This is a genomic window from Sorangium sp. So ce693 (assembly GCF_051521375.1).
Taxonomy (GTDB): domain Bacteria; phylum Myxococcota_A; class Polyangia; order Polyangiales; family Polyangiaceae; genus Sorangium; species Sorangium atrum.
Genome location: NZ_CP150347.1, coordinates 10,865,300 through 10,883,826, shown reverse-complemented (window position 1 = coordinate 10,883,826; position 18,527 = coordinate 10,865,300). Strand labels below are relative to the sequence as shown.

Here is an 18,527-nt window from a genome sequence, read left to right as displayed (position 1 = left end):
CGCTCGGAGACTCGCGGGCTATCCTCTGGCCTGGGCACCATAGAGGGGGAGGGTGAGCGCCGTCGAGGCCTTCCGGCCCTTGCGACCGGCGAGCCCCGTGCACGCCAGCCATGGTGCCACCCGGAGCGCTTGATTCCGGATCCACAGCGCTCGCGATGTGGCGGGGATCAGGCTGGCCGCGCCGCCGCCGGCGAGCGACTGGTTCACCTCGACGAACGGCCTCATGACGCGCTCGTACGAGGCGAAGGCGGCGCTGAAGTCGGAATGGGTAGCCAGCTCCCCCGCCAGGACATAGGCGCCGACCATGGCGGTGCTCGTCCCTTGGCCCGACAGGAACGACGGAGCGTGGGCCGCGTCTCCCACGAGGGCGACCCTTCCCTTCGACCATCGAGGCATGTGGATCTGGCTGACGACGTCGAAGAAGACATCGGTGGCCTCCTGCAGAGCGGCGAGCATCCGCGGTACTTCCCAGCGGGCGCCGGCGAAGACACTGGCGGTCAACCTTCGCTGCGCCTCGATGTCGGCGAACTCCGAGAAGGGAGGCTGGGGACGGGCGAAGGTCAGGAAGGCGTGCAGGCGATCGCTGTCGCCGGCCGCGAACAGCACGGCCGCCTTCCCGGGCGTGTTGCTGATGAACGCCTCGTGAGAGAACCCGAGGGTGTTGGGGATGGTGAAACCTGCAAAGCAGTAGCCGAGATAACGGTGGTACTGCGCCTCGGGCCCGAAGGCGAGCCGCCGTGTGTTCGAATGCAATCCGTCAGCGCCGATGACCAGGTCGAAGGGGCGTTGCAGGCCGCTCTGGAAGTGCACGTCGACGCCGCCGCCGTGCTCATTCAAGGTGGTGATGGAGTCGCCGAAGCGGAATTCGACGTCATCTCGGACGACGTCGTAGAGCACCGTCGTGAGCTCTCCGCGAGGCAGCTCCAGATCCCGGCCTTCCTTGCCGCCGGTGAGCGCCTCGGGCCGGATCGACCCGAGGAGCGCGCCGTCGCCATCGACGAACGTGATTTTGCGTGAATCGATGTGCGCGGCTGCGATGCGCGACAACACGCCCATGCGCTTCACGACGTCGATCGCGGTGCCCCGGATGTCGATGGGGTAGCCGCCGCTTCGCACAGCGCCAGCCTTCTCCACCACCGTGACCTGGAAGCCGTACCTGTGAAGCCAGTATGCGAGCACGGGGCCGGCGATGCTCGCGCCGGAGATCAGGATCTTCTTGTTCCGCGAAGTCGCCATGTGTCCGCCTTCCTTCGGTGTGAGCTCGCAGCGGCGGAGGGCGCATCCGCGAGAGATCGGCGCGACCCGCCCGCCGCCACGAGGCAGGGCAAGCAGCTGCCGACCGCGGTCCACTCGGCCCACGGAGCTCTGACGTCGACTACACTACACCGTGTAGTATACAAAGGCCAGGGCAAAATGGGGCCGAAATGGGCTATACCTGGAGGTGCATGTCCTCCACCGGCGCACAAAAGGCTCTTCGTGAAGGGTCCGCGCAAAAGCGATCCGCCATCCTCGTGGCGGCCCGGGAGTTGTTCCTGGCCGACGGGTTCGACCGCTCGAGCGTCGATGCCGTCGCCGCTCGCGCCGGCGTCTCCAAGAGGACGGTGTATGACTATTTCGGCGACAAACAGGCTCTCTTGCTGGCCGTCGTCGAGTCCACGGGTGACCTGCTCATGGCGGCGATCCGACGGGCCATCGAGGACACCTTGACGCACGTCACGGACCTGGAGGACGCCTTGATCACCTTCTCGGCGCGGATCGTGACCGAGATGCTCGGCTCGGTGGACTACCTCGCCCTCATGCGGCTGGTGACGATGGAGTCCGCTCAGCTGTCCCAGCTGCGAGGTCGCGACCACTGGATGATGAACGCTCCGGAAGAGGCGATCGCGGAGCGGTTCGCCGAATTTGCGCGTGCAGGGCTGCTCGACGCGCCGAACCCCCGGCAGGCGGCCGATCATTTCATCGCGCTGACCTGCTTGCTCGCCGCCAACGCGTTCGGACCAGCGATCGCCCCGAATGACGCCCGCATGCGAGAGCTCCTCGTCGAGGGGGTGCGCGCATTTCTTCGAGCCTACGCGCCCAGCCGCCCGGCCCAGCCTCGATCCCTCGCGTAGCGCAGGCGACCGCGGCGGTGTGCGGCGTCATGGCCAGAGCGTGATGGCGACCGTGACATGGCGGGTTCCAGCGCGCCGACCATGCTTCTCCTCGCGACCCTTGCCGCCGCCCCCTTCGGTGCCCTACGTGCGCCGCCATGCGCACGTTGTTTCTGGATCTCGACGGCACCTTGACGGATCCGGCCCCCGGCATCGCCGCCTGCTTCGTGCACGCGGCCCATGTGCTCGGGCACGGCTCGATCAGCCTCGCCGAGGTGCGCCGCTTCATCGGTCCACCGCTGCGGGAGGCGTTCGCCGAGATCCTGGCGACGCGCGACAGCGCCCGCATCGAGGAGGCCGTGCGCGTCTATCGCGAGCGCTTCGGCACGCTCGGCCTGTTCGAGAACAGCGTGTATCCCGGTGTGCCAGAGGCGCTCGTGCAGCTCTGCCAGGCGGGTCACGGCCTCTGCCTCGTCACCAGCAAGGCGGCCGTTTATGCCGAGCGCATCATCGACCACTTCGGCCTTCGCTCGCACGTGCCCCGCGTCTACGGCGCCGAGCTGTCCGGCGAGCGCTCGACCAAGGCCGAGCTCATCGCGCACGCCCTCGAGCGCGAGTCGCTCACCCCCGCCGACGTCTGCATGATCGGCGACCGCGAACACGATGTCCTCGGCGCCAAGGTGCACGGCCTCGTGGCGATCGGGGTGACGTGGGGCTACGGGTCGCGCGCGGAGCTGGAGACTGCGGGCGCCGACCGCATCGTCGACACGCTGGAGGAGCTGGTGCTGACGGTGCGTGGGTTGAGCGAGGCTCGAGGTCGGGCGGCTCGATGAACCCGCGGCTCCGCAGCGTCGCTATCTGAGGTCCATTACCCGGAGGCGGCCACCGATTCCGACGCCGGCCGGCCACCCCGCGCCGGCGCTCACCACCAGCCGATGTCCTGGATGATGGTGCCGACGTCGCCGTACCGCACGATCGCGCGGTTCTGACGGATCTCATAGGACTTCGGCGAGCTGTTGACGATGTCCTGATCGAAGGTGTGGCACTCGAGCTTGTAGGTGCCCGCGCCCTGCATCAGCGCGCCCTTCAGCTTGATGTACGTCTCGTTGTGGCGGCTCCTGAGCCGCAGGATCGCCTCCTGGGTGGCGTCGATGAGCAGCTCGAGGTGGACCGTCTTCTCCTGCTTCGGGTGCGACGCGTCGAACGCGAGATTGACGATGACGCCGGCGTCGAGCAGCGCCTCGATATCCGACTTGGAGAACGTCTCGTAGACCATGAGCTTTGCCATCGCGCGCTCCTTCCAGGGATGTGCTCGTGGCTATGTACTACGGCGCGCGGCCCGGGGCCGAGGATCCTCGCGCGGCGTGACGCCGGCGCCCCGCGATCGCCCCAGGGCAACGCGGGCCGACCGCCGCGCGCTCCGCGGCCGGGCGGCAGAAAATCCCTGCGAACCGAGGTCGAAATGCTGCTCCCGCCGGTTGCGTGAGCGATGAAAATAAAAATCAATTGCATCTGTGTCGGCTCGCATGCTAGGAGATGGCAAGCACGCTGGAGAGGGAGGAGCAGGGGCGCGGTGTGCCCTGGGGCTGCCTGTCGGATCGCGTTCGTCCGAGGGGGTGGCTTCGTGGGCACCCTGGCGCCTGCGGACGCTCACGTCTGCGCTCTCGATGTGGGGACGTCATGAAAGCAGATTTCTTCCAGCTGCGTTGCAGTTGCGCGCGTGGAGGGCGGCGCGGTGTCGGCCGTGTGGAGTCGATGAGACCGAATCGACGGAGATCTGTGCCATGAACGATAGAGATACGCAGAAGCAGTTCATCCTCGAGGGGAAGCTGACGAGAGTGATGTGGGAGCTCTCTTGGCCGGCGGTGCTGGCCATGGTGCTCTACGGGCTCAACGCCTTCCTGGACGCCGTGTTCGTGGGCCAGCTGATGAACAAGAGCGCCCTGGCCGGCGTCGGCATCGCCTATCCCTTGTCCCAGATGACGCTCGGCCTCGGCAGCCTGGTCGGGACCGGCGCGGGCACGGCGCTCAGCATCTACCTGGGCGCCGGCGACAAGAGCAAGCTCCATAGCCTGCTGGGCAGCGTGAACGGGCTGTCGCTGCTCCTCAGCTTGCCTTACACCGTGCTCGCCTACGTGTTCGCAGAGCCGCTGGTGCGCATGATGGGCGGCACAGGGGAGATCCTTGCGTACGGCACCGAGTACTTCAAGGTGACGGCGCTCGGCTCGGTGTTCTGGGTGCACGGCCTGGCCGTGAACATGACGGTGCGCGGCGAAGGCAAGATGAAGACCGCGGCGTGGATGATCTCCCTCGGCTTGCTGGTGGATGTCATCCTGAAGCCCCTGTTCATCGACACGTTCGGCTGGGGCGTGCAAGGCGCGGCCTGGGCCACCAACGCCGCGATGCTCGTGTACTCCGTCGTGGGGCTCCTCTATTTCGCGAGGGGGCGCGCCTCCTTCGACACGGCCTGGCGCACGATCCGCATCGATCCGGCCATCCGGAAGCAGATCGTCTCCCTGGGCATGCCGGGCATGATCTTGACCATCATGGGCATCGCCCAGAACGTCGTCGTCTACAACGCGGTCTCGGGCCAGGGAACGGAGAACGACGTCGCCTTCTACGCCGCCTGCAACCGCATCTTCCTGTTCATGCTGACCCCGATGCTCGGGCTGATGCGCGCGTTGCAGCCGGTGGAAGGGATCAACTACGGGGCACAGCGCTACGCCAGGGTGAAGCGGGCCTTCAGCCTCTTCGGGATGGCCGGGGTCGCGTTCGTCCTGCCGTTCTGGCTCGCGATGATGGTCGCCCCGAACGCGGTCCTCGGCTTCCTGCTGCCGGGGTCCGAGTTCACCGCGCAGCAGCTGCTCGATTTCCGGATCTACATCGTCGTGCTGCCCCTTCTGCCGTATGTCTTCAACGCGCTGGTGCTGTTCCCCTGTTTGGAGAGGGCGAAGCTCGCGAGCGTGGTCGCCCTCCTGAGACAGGTGGTGCTCTTCGTTCCCTTGATGTGGCTCCTCCCGAGGCTCGTCGGGGTGAGCGGGGTCTACTGGGGGACGACGGCGATCGACGCGGCGATGTCCCTCCTCGTGCTCGTCATGGTGAATCGAGAGTTTCGCAGGCTCGACGGGCGCGACGTGGAGACGAGCGCCGCGCTCCGGGAAGCGCCCGCCGGCTGAGCCCGGCCCGGCCTCCGAGATCTCCCGCCGGCCCGCGGCGATCACCCGGTGATCGCCAGGAAGCAGCACGCACCGGCCGACACACGCGCGCGGCGCCCTCCCGGCGCGCGATGGCCCCTTCTCCCTTGCCCGCCCAGAGAGCCCGCGCGGATCGCCGCGCGCGCGGCCATGAACAGCATCCTGAGTACACATGCAAAACTGTTGCAACAGGTTCCCGGTTGCTATAGATGTCGCCGCATGAACACCGAGGCTCCAGCGCGTCGAGGCGCAGCGCGCCCGTCCCGGGCGCGAAGGAGCGCCGGTGCCGCCGCCCTCGTCGCGGCAGGGGCTCTGCTCGCGGGCGGGGCCGCGCGCGCGCAGGACGCGGGCGCGGCTTCGCCGGCGGAGCCGCCCGGGGACGCCGCGCCGGACGGCGGAGCGCCTCGGGCCGCCGCCGATGAATCCCGAGAGGCGCCGGAGAATCACCCGCCGGTCCTCACCTCGTTCGTCGAGGCCGTTTACCCGGCGGCCGCCCTCGCGCAGGGCCTCCAGGGGACCGTCGTGCTGAGGCTCAGCATCGAGGCGGATGGGCGGGTGTCGGCGGCGGACGTGGCGCAGGCCGCGGGGCACGGCTTCGACGAGGCGGCGCAGGCCGCAGCGCGGCGCTTCCTGTTCTCGCCGGCTCGACGGGGGGACACCCCGGTCGCCTCCCGGATCCTCTACGCCTACGAGTTTCACCTCCCGAAGGCGCCTGCGAGCGGCGCGCTCCGCGGGCGCGTGCTCTTGCCCGGCGCGAGCGCGCTCGGCGTCGCCGGCGCCGAGGTGCTCGTGCGGCACCAGGATGGCAGTGCCGAGCGAACGCGCACCGACGGCGAGGGCCGCTTCCAGCTAGAGGGCCTCGCGCCTGGGCCGTGCGTCGTGATCGCCGAGGCGAGCGGCGTAGGCCGGGCCGAGGTCGAGACCGAGCTCGCCGGAGCGCACGTCGCCGAGATCGCCGTGCGGCTCGTGCAATCCGGCGAGGAGGCCCCGATCGAGGTGACCGTGCGTGGGCCGTCGGAAGCCGAGCGGCGCCGGCAATCGGCCGAGGCCGTGACGGTCGTCGAGACGGACCGCGTCAAGCGGGAGACTTCGGACATGGGCGAGGTGCTCGCGCGCACGCAGGGGGTCGGCGTGCGCCGCGAGGGAGGCCTCGGCTCGGCCACGCGCTTTTCGCTGAACGGGCTGACGGGCGATCAGGTGCGGTTCTTCCTCGACGGCGTGCCGCTCGAGCTGGCTGGCTATCCCTTCGGCGTCTCGAACGTGCCGGTTGGCCTCGTCGAGCGCGTCGAGATCTACAGCGGCGTGGTCCCGGTGCGCCTCGGCGCCGACGCCCTCGGCGGGGCGGTCGACCTGATCACCGATCAGGACCTCTGCGCGTCGCGCGCGGGCGCGTCCTACGAGGTGGGCTCGTTCGACACCCACCGAGCGGCGCTCGCCGGCAGCCATCTGCACAGGCCGAGCGGCCTGTTCGCTCGCGCGAGCGGATTCTTCGACTTTGCGAAGAACGACTACCCCGTCGACACCGAGGTCGAGGACGAGCGCGGGCGCTTCTCGCCGGCGCGCGTCTACCGCTTTCACGACGCCTACCGCAGCGCGGGAGGCCACGTGGAGCTCGGGGTCGTCGATCGGCCGTGGGCGCGGCGCTTGCGACTGCGCGCCTTTGTGACCGATTACGACAAGGAGTACCAGCACAAGCTCGTCATGAGGGTCCCGTACGGCGGCGTGACGTACGGGGAGACCTCGGCAGGCGTGAACCTTCGTTATGAACAGCCGCTGGGGCGCGGGGTGTCGCTCGACGCGGTGGGGGGTTATTCCTACGTCCGAGGGCGCTTCCTCGACGTCGCGCGCTGCGACTACGACTGGATGGGACGCTGCGACCCGGAGGGCGCCGAGCCTGGCGAGACGGACGTGGTCCCCCACGACCAGGTCTTCCGGGACCATTCCGCCTTCGTGCGCCTCAACGTGGAATGGCGCATCCAGCCGTCGCACGCCGTCCGCCTGGCCATCGCGCCCACCTACGTGACGCGGACGGGCGATGAGCGCCGGCAAAGCGACCCGGATAGCCCCGATCCGCTCGCCGACCGCCGCAGCGTGCGCGCGCTGGTGAGCGGCCTGGAGTACGACCTCGACCTGTTCGAGGACCGGCTCGACAACCTTCTTTTCGTCAAGCAGTACGTGCAGCGCGTCGCGAGCGAGAGCTCGGTCGCCGGTGATCGTGCGCGCGACCGCGACGGGAGCACCCACCGCTTCGGTGTCGGCGACGCGCTCCGGTACAGGCTCACGCCCTGGCTCTACGGGAAGGCCTCCTACGAGTGGGCGACGCGGCTGCCCAGCCCAGACGAGGTGTTCGGCGACAACACGTTCATCGCGGCCAACCTCGGGCTCGATCCCGAGATCAGCCACAACGTCAACCTCGGGCTCACCCTCGACGCCCGCGAGACGCCGGCGGGCGCCTTTCGCGCGACGGGCAATGGCTTCCTGCGCGCAGCGGACCGGCTGATCGTGCTCCTCGGCAACGATCGGGACCAGAGCTACGAGAACGTCCACGGCGCGCGGTCGCTCGGCGTCGAGGGCTCCGTCGGATGGACATCGCCCGGGGAGCACCTCGCGCTCGACGGCAACGTCACCTACCTCGATTTCCGCAACACATCGAGCGAGGGGGCGTTCGGCGCCTTCGAGGGAGATCGCATCCCGAACCGCCCGTACCTCTTCGCCAACGGCTCAGCGCGCCTCCTGTTTCGCCGCGTCTTTGCCGCGGAGGACGAGGTCGCGCTCACGTGGAACAGCCGCTACGTACACGAGTACTTCCGCACGTGGGAGAGCCTCGGCCGGCGTGAGTCCAAGCAGGTGATCCCCTCGCAGCTCGTGCACTCGGCCGGGCTCGGGTACGTCGTCCGGCGCGGCCGCGCGAGCCTGAGCACGGCGCTCGAGATGCAGAACCTCACGGATGAGCGTGTGTTCGACTTTTTCGGCACGCCGCGCCCGGGAAGGAGCTTTTACGTCAAGACCACGGCGGAGCTCTGAGCTCGAGAGGCGGGTGATGGGATGAACGGCCAAACGACGAATCAACAGACCCTGCGGCTCGCGCAGCACACGAACCCGAGGAGATGAGATGCACACCGTTGTAGCCGTCAAGAACCTGCTCGTTCAGTCCGGCGCGTCCTGGGTCCTGTGGCTCCTGTTCGCGCTCTCGGGGGGCAGCATCGCGATCGCGATCGAGCGCTGGCTCTACTTCCGCTCGAAGGACGACGACGTGCGAGCGCTCGCCGCCGAGCTCGACGCCCACCTGTCGAACGGCTCGGTCGCCGCGGCGCTCGACGCCCTCCGGCCGATGCGATCGGTCGGGGCGATCGTCGCCCGCGCGGGTCTGAGGCTCGCGCCGCGCGGGTCGGCCGCGGCGGACAAGGGGATGCAGAGCGCGATGTCCGCCGAGCGGAAGGCGCTCGAGACGCGGCTCGCGTACCTCGGGACCCTCGGCAACAACGCGCCCTTCGTCGGCCTCTTTGGCACCGTCATCGGCGTGATCCTGGCGTTCGAGCAGCTCGGTCAGGCCACGGGGGCGGCGGGCGGCGCGGCCGCGAGCCAGGTCGCCTCCGCCGCGGTCATGGCGGCGATCGCGGAAGCGCTCGTGGCGACGGCCGTGGGCATCGGCGTCGCGCTGCCGGCCGTGGCCGCATACAACTACCTGCAGCGTCGGGTCGCCGCGATGCTCGACGACGCCGAGACGCTCTCGAACCTGGTGCTCGCCTATTTGGCGACCGGAGAGGCCGCGCAGTCCTCTCGTGTCGACGCCGCGCGTGCGGTCCACGGCGGTGTTTCGATCGACAAGCCGATGAACGGCGAGGCGTCCCGCCCGGAGGCGGCCTAGCCATGGCGAGCGCCGGGCAGAGCGCGAGATCCCGCCGCGGCGGGATCATCGAAGGGATCAACGTGACGCCGCTCGTCGACATCACGCTGGTCCTCTTGATCATCTTCATCGTCACCGCCAAGATCGTCGTCGCGCCCGCCGTCCCGCTGGATCTGCCGCACGCGTCGCAGAGTGAAGAGGTCCAGGCGGTGCTGAGCGTGGTGCTGCCCGCGGAGGGGCCGGTGCAGGTCGACGGAGCTGCGATCGACGATGCGGCGCTCCGCGAACGCGCGCGGGCGGCCCTGTCGCGCGATCCGCAGCTCCGGGCCGTGATCCAGGCCGACCGCGCCGTCTCGCACGGCCGCGTGATGACGGTGCTCGACACGCTGAAAGCCGCGGGGATCGCGCGCGTCGCCTTAGGCGCTGTCCGCCCGGAGGCCGAGGCCCACGCGGTGGAGAGGACCGGACAGCAATGATTCGATCGGAATTCCACCCCGAGAGCGTCGCCGGTATCGTCCTCGACGCGGCGCGCGCCCACGCTCAGCCCCGGCGCGCGAGGGGACGAGCCCGCGCATTCGCTGCCGACAGCACCGCCGGGATCGTCCTTGGGGCCGTCAAGGAACATTCGGCCAGAGCGCTCGTGCTCGCGCTCATGCCGGCAGCCGTCATGCAGGGCACGGTCGGGATCATCGCGCTCCGCCTGGGACCGGACGGCACGACGGCGCGCCAGCGCGAGGCGCGCCCGCCGCTGCAGGTGGAGCACGTGGTCGATCTGGCCCCACCTCCGCCGCCACCGAGCCCCTCGCCGCGAGAGGATGCTCCGGCGCCCAGGGCCGCCGAGCGCTCGCTCGCGCGCGCGGCCGCTCCTGCGGCGGCTCGGGCGCCTGCCGCTCCCGCCGCGCCTCCTCCGCCCGCGCAGGCAGGGCAGGTCGCCCTGGCGGAAAACGCTGCTGCGCCTCTCGATTTCACCGGATTCGACATCGCCGTTGGCCGCGGAGGGCGTTATGCCGGGGGTGTTACCTCCTCTGCGGGGACGAGCGCGCAGGCGGTGAACGCCGCGCGTGTAGACCCGAGCGCTCCTCCGGAGCGCCGCCAGGGAGGCGCCTCGCGCGCAAGGCCCGTCGGGCAGCCCGCGCGGGAGTGGAATTGCCTCTGGCCGCGCGAAGCGGATGCGCTCTCGGTGGACGAGCAAACGGTGGTCATTCGCACGGTCGTTCGTTCGGACGGCACCGTCGCCTCGGCGGAGCTCCTCTCGGACCCGGGATACGGCTTTGGCCAGATGTCGCTCGCGTGCGCCCGCAGGCAGCGATTCGTGCCGGCCGCCGACGAGGGAGGGCAGCCCATCACGGCGACGTCGCCGCCCATCCGCGTGAGGTTCACGCGACATCCGCGATCCACAGGCGCGCCCTAGCGAAGCCCGACGCGAGAAAGGAAGCAAGAGATGAACTCTTCAGGTACCACCAGGCTCCTCGATGTCGAGGCCGCCGTACGCCCGAGCGCCTGGCGCGGCGATGAAGGGCGGGCGATCGATGAACGATGCGTGAAGTGGGGCGCTCGATGGGCGCTCGCGACGTCGTGCCTCGTGGGCCTGCCGCTCATGGCTGGCTGCGGCAGCAACCCCGGGGAGAGCGGCGCCAGGGAGCCGGACGACGGAGGTCCCCGCTATGCCGTCGCCAGCCGCATCGAGGACAATGACTTCACGAACAGCACCATGTTCGTCTGGGTGGTGGACGACCTGAGCGGAGGATCCGTCACCCTGGGCGAGGCCACCGAGCTTCCCGGCAGAGGCTCTATCTGGGGAGTTCCGCGGACCGAGGCTTTCTATGTCGTGAGCTCGGAGGAGCTCACCGTCTCGAAATACGGCGTGGCTGGCGGCAAACCGGAGCTCGAAGCTCGGCTCGGGCTGGGCGCAGCCGGGATCTCGTTCCTCCTCGGGGAGAGGATGGTGTTCGACGGCCCGGACCGAGGGTTCCTCTTCGATCTCGTCTCGGGGCAGGCGCTCGAGCTCGATCTCGCTGCCATGGAGATCACCCGGAGCATCGACGTGTCTGACGCGCGGATCGACGCCGCGGACTACACGTTCATCGGGGAGCCCGGCTTTCGTGAGCACGGCGGCCGGCTCGTCGCTCCGCTGTACGGCACGAGCGCGGCGTTCGATCGCGTGGCCAGCGAGTCGAAGGTCCTCTTCGTCGATCCGACCGACGGCTCGATCGAGGTGAAGGGCGCCCCTTGCGGAGGCCTCTACTACACGGTGAAGTCGCCGAGCGGGGACATCCATTTTGCGTCCGATCCTTATGTCGCCTCGATCTTCATGGTCGATCCGGAGAGAGCTCCTGCGCCGTGCATGGCGCGCATGGCGGCAGGCCAGGAAGAGCTCGATACCAGCGTCGTGGCGCTCAACGACGTGACCGGCGGCCCGACCGGCGGCCTGGTCCCTGGCTCCGACGGCGTGGCGTACCTTCGCGTGCTGGACAGCGGTCTCTACTCACCCAGCGCTGACGCCACTCACCTCGAGGCTTTCTCGGCGCAGGGCTGGCAGACGTGGCGCATCGAGCTCGACGATCCAGGCTCGGCCGAGCCCCTCGATCGTCCTCCGCTCGCCGGCGGCATCAAGGTGTTCGAGGTGGACAATCAAGCTTACGTGAACGAGTCAACGGCAGGCTTCGGCTCGACCAGCCTGGTGCGGACGACCGGGGAGGGCGCGCCCGCGCGCGCGCTGACGATGCCTGGCGCCACGTGGGGTGTCTTGCGCGTGCGCTGAACCAGATGCGGAGGGATCCAATGTCAAACTCGAACGGGCTGATCGTGAAGGGGTTGACGAAGACGTACGCCAACGGCGTTCGAGCGCTGAACGGCGTCCACCTGAACGTCGGACCGGGGCTCTACGGGCTCCTGGGCCCAAACGGCGCGGGCAAGAGCACGCTGATGCGCACCCTCGCCACGCTCCAGACGCCGGACGCGGGGACGATCACGTTCAACGGGATCGACGTCATTGCATCTCCTGACCGCCTCCGTCGCCGCCTCGGGTACCTCCCGCAGCAGATCGGCGCGTACCCGGGGGTGACGGGGCGGTCGCTGCTCGAGCGCTTTGCCTGGCTGAAGGGGCGAACGGACCGGCGTGAGCGCGACGCGGAGATCTCGACGCTGCTCGCGCGCGTCAACCTGAGCGACGTCGGCCACCGCGAGGTCGCGACCTACTCCGGGGGGATGCTGCGGCGGTTCGGCATCGCGCTCGCGCTCGTGGGATCTCCGCAGCTCCTCATCGTGGACGAGCCGACCGCCGGCCTCGATCCGGCCGAGCGCAACCACTTTCATCGCGTGCTCGCGGAGGTCGCCGCGGAGGCCGTGGTGTTGCTCTCGACGCACATCGTGGATGACGTGGAGAACCTCTGCGGGCGGCTGTCGATCGTCAACCGGGGGCGCGTGGTCGCCGAAGGAGCGCCGGCCGAGCTGACCGCGCCGCTCGCCGGCCGCCTGTGGACCCGGACGTACGCGCGGGGCGAGCCGATCCCCGACGACGCGCTGAACGTCTCGCCCACGCCGAGCGGTACTCGCGCCGTCGTGGTGCGCGACGCGTCGCCCGGCGACGGCTTCGTCGCTCACGCGCCCAAGCTCGACGACGCCTATCATTACCTGCTGGCCGGATCGCGACAGGCGGAGGCCGCATGAGCTCGACGCGCATCTACGCCGTCGAGGCGTGGCACGAGCTGCGGGCGGGGCTGCGTACCTCGCTCGTCCCGCTCATGTTTGTCGGCCTCGTCGGTTATCTGTTCGTCATGCTCTCGAGCGCGGAGTACCTGCGCGACATGGGCGGCGCGGACGTCGCGCGCAACAGCCCGCATGTGGTCTTCCTGATGACCTCCGGGCAATCGTTCTGGCTCATCTTCGCGTGGGCGTGGATCTTCGCGCAGGTCGTCACGCGGGATCGCGCGGCGGGGCTCCACGAGCTGGTCCTCTCCGCGCCCGTGTCGCTTCGCGGGCTGCTGATCTCGCGCTACGTCGGCGCGGTCGGGCTCGCTTGCATCCTGGGCTCGGCGAGCTCGCTCGGGTTTCTGCTCGTCCCCGCGCTCGCCGGGCTCGGGGTGTTCCCCAAAGAGGCGGTGGGGTCGACGCCGATCCTGGCGATCGCGTCGTCATGGGCGCTTTTCGTGGTGCCGTCGGCCATCGGCCTCGGGGCGCTCTACCTCACCGCGGCGCTCCGGACCCGGAGCTCGGCCGGGCCGTTCGCCGTGGCGGCGGTGGTCATCTTGATCTGGATGGTGGCCATGATCGTCCTGCGGGGCGGTGACCTGCACACGGACATCGCGACCGTTGTCGATGTGAGCGGCTTCGGGGAGGCGGAGGCGCAGACGAAGCGCTGGACGCCGCACGAAAAGGCGACGGCGCAGCTGGCCATGACCGCGCCGCTCCTCATCAATCGGCTCTTCTGGGGTCTGGTCCCCCTCGCGATCCTGGCGTACGTGCTCGTGCGGCAAGGGCGCGAGGCGCTCTTGAACGGGCGCGCCGGCAAGCCGTCGCCGAACGGCGAGGCGACCTATCGCGCCGCCGCGCCCGCCGCCGCGGCGCTGCCGCCGGTCACGGCGCCATCGTGGCTCCGCGCGACGCTGTCCGAGGCTCGCTGGCACCTCTCGCTGACGACCCGAGGGTGGGCGTTCCGTACCGCGATCGCGCTCTGGACCCTCATGAACGTGGCAGGGGCCTTCTACCATGTGATCGGGCACGCCGAGGGGCCGCTCGTCCCACGGCCTGCGCTGCTCGCGCCGTTCCTCGTCCGCCTTTGCTACGTGTTCTCCGTGTTCGCCGTGGCGGGGTTCGTGGGGGCGCTCGCTCGTCGAGATCAGCAATCCGGGTTCGACGAGATGATCGACGCGACGCTGGCGCCGCTCGGCACACGCGTGGTCGGCCGCGCCCTCGCCGCCCTCCTGTTGACGACCGTCATGGCCCTGGCGCCGACGCTCTCGGCGTGGATCGTGACGGCTCTCACCGTACCTGGCAGCTTCGAGCCGTGGAATGCGCTGCTCGTGAACGCGCTGATCGCCGCGCCCGCCCTGCTGGAGCTCGGCGCGATCACGTTCCTCGTCCACGCGCTCGTGCGTTCGCCCGGTACGGGTTACGCCGCATCGATGCTGGCTGCGTTCATCGCGCTCGTGAATCACGAGATCGACATCGTCTCGTATCCACCAGCGCAGGTAGGGATCCCGGTGCATGTTGCCCTCTCCGAGCTTTCGGGGTGGTCGCCGTGGATCGTGCCCGTGCTCGAGATGGGCGTGCTCAAGCTCGGCTGCGTCGGCCTCGCCGTCGCCTTGGCGTGGCTCGCCTACCCGCGCGGCACGGCCCTGAGGAGGATCGAACGGTGGCGCGGGGCAGCGCGGCAGCTCACCCAGGGCGCGGGAGCCCTGGCGGCTCTCTGCCTCTTTGTGATCGCTTGCTCCGCGACGATCTTGCACGAGCAGATCGTGGTGAAGAGCGGCTTCGCATCGAAGAGCGAGGAGAACGCCTCCGACGCGGCCTGGGAAGCTCGTTTCTGGCCGGAAGCGTCGGCGTTCTCCGTGGAGGGCGGCGAGGTCGAGGCGAAGATCGCGCCGTCCGCGCGCTCCGCCCACGTCCGCTGGAAGCTGCGGGGAGTACGGGCCAGCGCGGCGAAGCTGCACGGGAGCCTGCGCACCGGGATGGACGTCGACAGCGTCCGCGTCGACGGCGCCCCTCGTGAGGTCGTCACGGCGAACGAGCACTTCATGGTCGACCTGGGCAGCTGCGCGCAAAGCGGGTGCGACGTCGAGCTCGAGATCTCGATCGCCTCGCCTCGCTGGTTTGCCGAGGGGGAGGCGCCGTGGCTGGACGGCTCTGGCGTGTGGGCGCGCGCAGCCGATCTCGTCCCGCGGCTCGGACACGACGGAGAGCGAGCGCTGCGATCTCCGTCCACACGCCGCGAGCTGGGGCTCGCGGAGCGCCCCGGCGCGCTCGACAGGAATGCATTGGTACCCGCCCTCGCGGTGGCGCCGGCGGGTCGGTGGCGCTGGTCGGTGTCGTTCTCCGAGCAAGGCGTGAGCACGCCTGTCGAGGGGAGCACGACACAAGGCCTCGACTTCGCCGTGGCGTGGCTGCCCAGGGGGGCGGAGCTGAGGCAGCTGCGGTGGGAGGGCATCACGGCGTGGCATGGCCCGTCTCACGCTGATACGGCGCGTGAGGTCCTGGAGGACGTCCAGGCGATGGGCGAGTGTGTTCACGCGCAGCTCGGGTCCATCCCGGAGGTGACGACGGTCGTGCAGGCGTCTCGCGACCTCGGCGAGATCCGGGCGCATGGCGCGGTCCTGTGGCTGCCGGAAGGAGACGGCTGGGACGTGGCCGCGTCCGGCGTCGGCCGCCTGAAGCGACGGGCTGCGGTGGCCGAGGCGCTCGCCGCGCGCTCGCTCGCGGACCGCGCCGATCTGCGCGCGGAGCCGGGGGCGCGGTGGCTCATCAACGGCGTTGCAGGGTGGATCGGGCTCGAATGCGTGCGGCGGTCCGACGGCGGTGACGCGTGGCTCGCGCTCCTGGATCGCCGCAGCGATGATGTCGCGGATGCGCTCGGCGCCCTCGACGCGCCCGTGTCGGGTCTGGCCGATGACGGCGCGGCCCAATGGGTCATGGCATACGCCCCGCTGGAGACCCTCGCATGGGCGCAGGCCGCCGGAGACGCCGAGGCGTTGCACGCAGCGACGCGGGTCGCCGACATGGTGCGCTCCGGAGAACCGGTCCGAGGCGCGCTCGCGCGAGCAGCAGGCCAGAGCATGGCCGACCGCCTCCTGGGCCCCCCTTCCGCCTCCGACGTGACCGTCGCGATGGCCGACGGCGGCGCGCTGGAGGTTCGCGGCGAGCGCTCGCAGTGGGAGAGGGGCGGCTGGCAGCCCGTCTCCAGCACGTTCGAGATCGTTCAACGCTTCTACGATGAGGAGACGCCGGCGCGGGTGACCCGCGTGCCGGCAAGATTGGAGAGCGATGCCCGGTTCGTCGTCTTCGACGCGTGGCCCTCATTCGAACGTTCGCCGCGGGACAACGCGTGGAAGGCAGGCCCGCATTGATGGCGCGAGCCCGCGCCGCGCCTGCGCATCTCTGCGCGTCACGAGAATGAGGGCTGTGTAACGAATATGTTTCGCTGCGCATGGAGGACTCGTTGGCTGCGCTGGCGAGCGCTGCGTAGGGAGGTGCCTGACGAGCGCATCATCGACTCATTTCGTTAGACTTTCGATTCTGATCTGAGCGGTCGAATTCCTTCAGATCCGCTCAAATTCAGCGCGGAAGCGCCTCCGGAGCGCGATCGTGTCCGTCGCACGAATTCGCCGTCCGCCCGGCTTGACGCTGATGCAATTAGTATGTATATGCAAGATGTACGCAGCTTCAATATGTAGGCGACTCGTCGTCGTGTCGCTCGGCGCTCGCGAGGCCACGCTCCACGGGCATGGTGTCGCGAGGCGGGAGGGGTACATTTGCGATAGCTGTCAATGACAGGTCGGCGTGAGCTCCGACCCGCAGATCGCGGGGGCGGGCGCTGCCGTATTGTCATGTTGTGACGAGAAGCTCGTCTGGATGGGGTGCGATCGCATGGGCCTGCGAACCCTCGCAGGACCTGCGGGTCGATGCTGGAAGGCGCGCGAAGAGGAACGCTTCGACCATCTGCCGCTCGGTCGACGTGTTTACCGTGACGCCTGTTCCCGATTCGAAGGCTCGCCACCCGAGCGCGAATCGGGGGCGCGAACACTGCCGTGTTTGCGCCTTGAATGCTGCGTGTAGCGCGTGGGACGTGGGCTGAAGAGCTCACGTGCTCCTCCTGCGACTGACGTCTCTTGTGCGGCCTCTCGTACCAGGGGTTATATATGTTGCAAAAGCAACGGTTATGTAAAAACAACAGGGGCGATGCGGGGCGACAGAGCGGATGTGCCATCTTTGGCTCTCCTCGAAGAAATCGAGGCGCAGGGAGCCCGGGATCGCATCACTCACGTGCGGGGCGAGCATGAACATGTCTCATCAACGGCACTACCTCGAGCGCCGCGTCTCGATCAGCGCAGACCCCATCGACCTCGCGGCGGCGCTCGCCAGGTCGGGCTCGCACACGACGTACTTCGTGTACGAGCGCGACGGCGAATGGAGCGTCGCCCTCGGCGCGGCCTTCGAGCTCGCTGCAGACGTACACGGCGTGCACCGCCTCGATGCGACAGGAAAGCAGAGCTGTCCCGGCGGGGACTGCCTCGCCGCGGTCGAGGCGGCGCTCGCGTCGATCCCGGTCCGTGGCTGGCGCGCGTACGGCACGGCTTCGTTCGAGTTCGCGTACCTGCTGCACGGCATCGAGGCGAACCTCGGCACAGAGCCCCTGCTTCACCTGACCATTCCAGAGGTCGAGATCCGCCTCCAGCGCGGCACGGCGCTGGTTCGAGCGCTGACCTCGGGCGAGCTCGAGCGGATGGTGGACGTCCTCGCCTCCTCGAACCGCCGCCATGCGCGCGGGATGACGGACGTCGCCGTTCTCCCCCCCGTCCCGTCGCCGGAGGTGCTCCCCGCGAGGCTGCTCGAGACGACCGGCGCAGCGAAGTACAAGGAGCTGGTGGCCGCGGCGACCAACGAGATCGCGGCGCGCAAGCTCCACAAGGTCATCGCGTCGCGCGTCGTCCCGGTCGCCGCGCCCGTCGACTTGATCGCGACGTACGTCGCCGGGCGGCGGCAGAACACCCCGGCCCGATCGTTCGTGGTCAACTGCCGCGACCTGAAGTTCGCCGGATTCAGCCCGGAGACCGTGCTCGAGGTGACCGCCGAAGGGCAGGTGATGACGCAGCCGCTCGCCGGGACCCGGGCGCTCGTCTCGGACGACGAGGAGAACGCGCGCCTGCGGGCCGAGCTGCTCAGCAATTCGAAGGAGCTGGCCGAGCACGCGATGTCGGTGAAGCTGGCGTTCGAGGAGCTCAGCCGCGTCTGCAAGCAGGGGAGCGTGACCGTGAACGAGTTCATGGCGGTATCCCGCCGCGGGACCGTTCAGCACCTCGCCTCACGGCTCTCGGGCATGCTCGAGGCGGGCAACACGGCCTGGACGGCGTTCCAGGTGCTTTTCCCGGCCATCACCGCGTCGGGGATCCCCAAGAGGGAGGCGGTCGACTGGATCCGGAGGCACGAGGCGGAGAGCCGGGGCCTCTACTCCGGCGCGGTCCTGACGCTGGATCACGACGGAGCGATGGATGCGGCGCTGGTGCTGCGGACGATCTTCCAGCGGGGGAGCAGCGTCTGGCTGCGCGCGGGCGCCGGGATCGTCGCGGAGTCGACGCCCGAGCGAGAGCTGGAGGAGACCTGCGAGAAGCTCCAGAGCGTGGCGCGCCACCTGGTGCCTCCGGAGCTCGCCAGCGAGCCGGTGTGACGCAGGGGACATGGTGT

General features: G+C 69.4%; 12 protein-coding genes. 10 read left to right on the top strand and 2 right to left on the bottom strand.

Going from position 1 to position 18,527, the window contains the following annotated elements; translation table 11 throughout:
* Positions 1-18: 18 nt before the first annotated feature.
* Positions 19-1,236, bottom strand: a complete 1,218-nt coding sequence (locus WMF14_RS40505; protein ID WP_437795342.1) for an FAD-dependent monooxygenase — start codon at positions 1,234-1,236, stop codon at positions 19-21.
* Between the two features lie 209 nt (positions 1,237-1,445).
* Between WMF14_RS40505 and WMF14_RS40500 the strand changes: the two genes are divergently transcribed.
* Together WMF14_RS40500 and WMF14_RS40495 are read left to right on the top strand one after the other, a co-directional pair.
* The gene (locus WMF14_RS40500) at positions 1,446-2,111 is read left to right on the top strand and encodes a TetR/AcrR family transcriptional regulator (protein ID WP_437795339.1); all 666 of its coding nucleotides are present in this window, start codon (positions 1,446-1,448) and stop codon (positions 2,109-2,111) included.
* Between the two features lie 137 nt (positions 2,112-2,248).
* A complete protein-coding gene (locus WMF14_RS40495) occupies positions 2,249-2,923 on the top strand; it encodes an HAD hydrolase-like protein (RefSeq protein ID WP_437795337.1) in 675 nt (224 codons plus the stop codon).
* A gap of 89 nt (positions 2,924-3,012) precedes the next feature.
* Here the strand turns inward: WMF14_RS40495 and WMF14_RS40490 are convergent, their stop codons facing one another.
* The gene (locus tag WMF14_RS40490; RefSeq protein ID WP_437795335.1) at positions 3,013-3,378 is read right to left on the bottom strand and encodes a hypothetical protein; all 366 of its coding nucleotides are present in this window, start codon (positions 3,376-3,378) and stop codon (positions 3,013-3,015) included.
* A 496-nt stretch (positions 3,379-3,874) separates the two neighbouring features.
* Between WMF14_RS40490 and WMF14_RS40485 the strand changes: the two genes are divergently transcribed.
* The 8 genes from WMF14_RS40485 (at position 3,875) to WMF14_RS40450 (ending at position 18,510) form a co-directional block, all read left to right on the top strand.
* On the top strand, positions 3,875-5,266 hold the full coding sequence (locus WMF14_RS40485) for an MATE family efflux transporter (protein WP_437795333.1): 1,392 nt from the start codon (positions 3,875-3,877) through the stop codon (positions 5,264-5,266).
* 237 nt (positions 5,267-5,503) lie between these two features.
* Positions 5,504-8,308, top strand: coding sequence for a TonB-dependent siderophore myxochelin receptor MxcH (mxcH, locus tag WMF14_RS40480; protein WP_437795330.1), 2,805 nt, complete (start codon positions 5,504-5,506; stop codon positions 8,306-8,308).
* 88 nt (positions 8,309-8,396) lie between these two features.
* Positions 8,397-9,152 carry a MotA/TolQ/ExbB proton channel family protein gene (locus tag WMF14_RS40475; RefSeq protein ID WP_437795327.1) on the top strand — a complete coding sequence of 252 codons (756 nt, stop codon included), beginning with the start codon at positions 8,397-8,399 and terminating at the stop codon, positions 9,150-9,152.
* A 2-nt stretch (positions 9,153-9,154) separates the two neighbouring features.
* Entirely contained in the window at positions 9,155-9,607 is a 453-nt protein-coding gene (locus tag WMF14_RS40470) for an ExbD/TolR family protein (protein WP_437795324.1), read from the top strand.
* Positions 9,604-10,542 (top strand): energy transducer TonB, encoded by a 939-nt coding sequence (locus WMF14_RS40465; protein WP_437795322.1) that lies wholly within the window; start codon positions 9,604-9,606, stop codon positions 10,540-10,542. The genes WMF14_RS40470 and WMF14_RS40465 overlap by 4 nt, the downstream gene beginning before the upstream one ends.
* A 30-nt stretch (positions 10,543-10,572) precedes the next feature.
* The gene (locus tag WMF14_RS40460) at positions 10,573-11,892 is read left to right on the top strand and encodes a hypothetical protein (RefSeq protein WP_437795319.1); all 1,320 of its coding nucleotides are present in this window, start codon (positions 10,573-10,575) and stop codon (positions 11,890-11,892) included.
* A gap of 20 nt (positions 11,893-11,912) precedes the next feature.
* Complete coding sequence (locus WMF14_RS40455; protein WP_437795316.1) at positions 11,913-12,800, top strand: ABC transporter ATP-binding protein; 888 nt, start codon at positions 11,913-11,915, stop codon at positions 12,798-12,800.
* 4,327 nt (positions 12,801-17,127) lie between these two features.
* Positions 17,128-18,510 carry a salicylate synthase gene (locus tag WMF14_RS40450; RefSeq protein WP_437795313.1) on the top strand — a complete coding sequence of 461 codons (1,383 nt, stop codon included), beginning with the start codon at positions 17,128-17,130 and terminating at the stop codon, positions 18,508-18,510.
* Positions 18,511-18,527: the final 17 nt, after the last annotated feature.

Bases quoted from the DNA above. Each gene is read 5' to 3' on its own strand.
- mxcH (WP_437795330.1), top strand. From the start codon at position 5,504: ATGAACACCGAGGCTCCAGCGCGTCGAGGCGCAGCGCGCCCGTCCCGG.
- WMF14_RS40460 (WP_437795319.1), top strand. From the start codon at position 10,573: ATGAACTCTTCAGGTACCACCAGGCTCCTCGATGTCGAGGCCGCCGTA.
- WMF14_RS40455 (WP_437795316.1), top strand. From the start codon at position 11,913: ATGTCAAACTCGAACGGGCTGATCGTGAAGGGGTTGACGAAGACGTAC.
- WMF14_RS40500 (WP_437795339.1), top strand. From the start codon at position 1,446: ATGTCCTCCACCGGCGCACAAAAGGCTCTTCGTGAAGGGTCCGCGCAA.
- WMF14_RS40490 (WP_437795335.1), bottom strand. From the start codon at position 3,378: ATGGCAAAGCTCATGGTCTACGAGACGTTCTCCAAGTCGGATATCGAG.
- WMF14_RS40450 (WP_437795313.1), top strand. From the start codon at position 17,128: ATGTCTCATCAACGGCACTACCTCGAGCGCCGCGTCTCGATCAGCGCA.
- WMF14_RS40495 (WP_437795337.1), top strand. From the start codon at position 2,249: ATGCGCACGTTGTTTCTGGATCTCGACGGCACCTTGACGGATCCGGCC.
- WMF14_RS40470 (WP_437795324.1), top strand. From the start codon at position 9,155: ATGGCGAGCGCCGGGCAGAGCGCGAGATCCCGCCGCGGCGGGATCATC.
- WMF14_RS40475 (WP_437795327.1), top strand. From the start codon at position 8,397: ATGCACACCGTTGTAGCCGTCAAGAACCTGCTCGTTCAGTCCGGCGCG.
- WMF14_RS40465 (WP_437795322.1), top strand. From the start codon at position 9,604: ATGATTCGATCGGAATTCCACCCCGAGAGCGTCGCCGGTATCGTCCTC.
- WMF14_RS40485 (WP_437795333.1), top strand. From the start codon at position 3,875: ATGAACGATAGAGATACGCAGAAGCAGTTCATCCTCGAGGGGAAGCTG.
- WMF14_RS40505 (WP_437795342.1), bottom strand. From the start codon at position 1,236: ATGGCGACTTCGCGGAACAAGAAGATCCTGATCTCCGGCGCGAGCATC.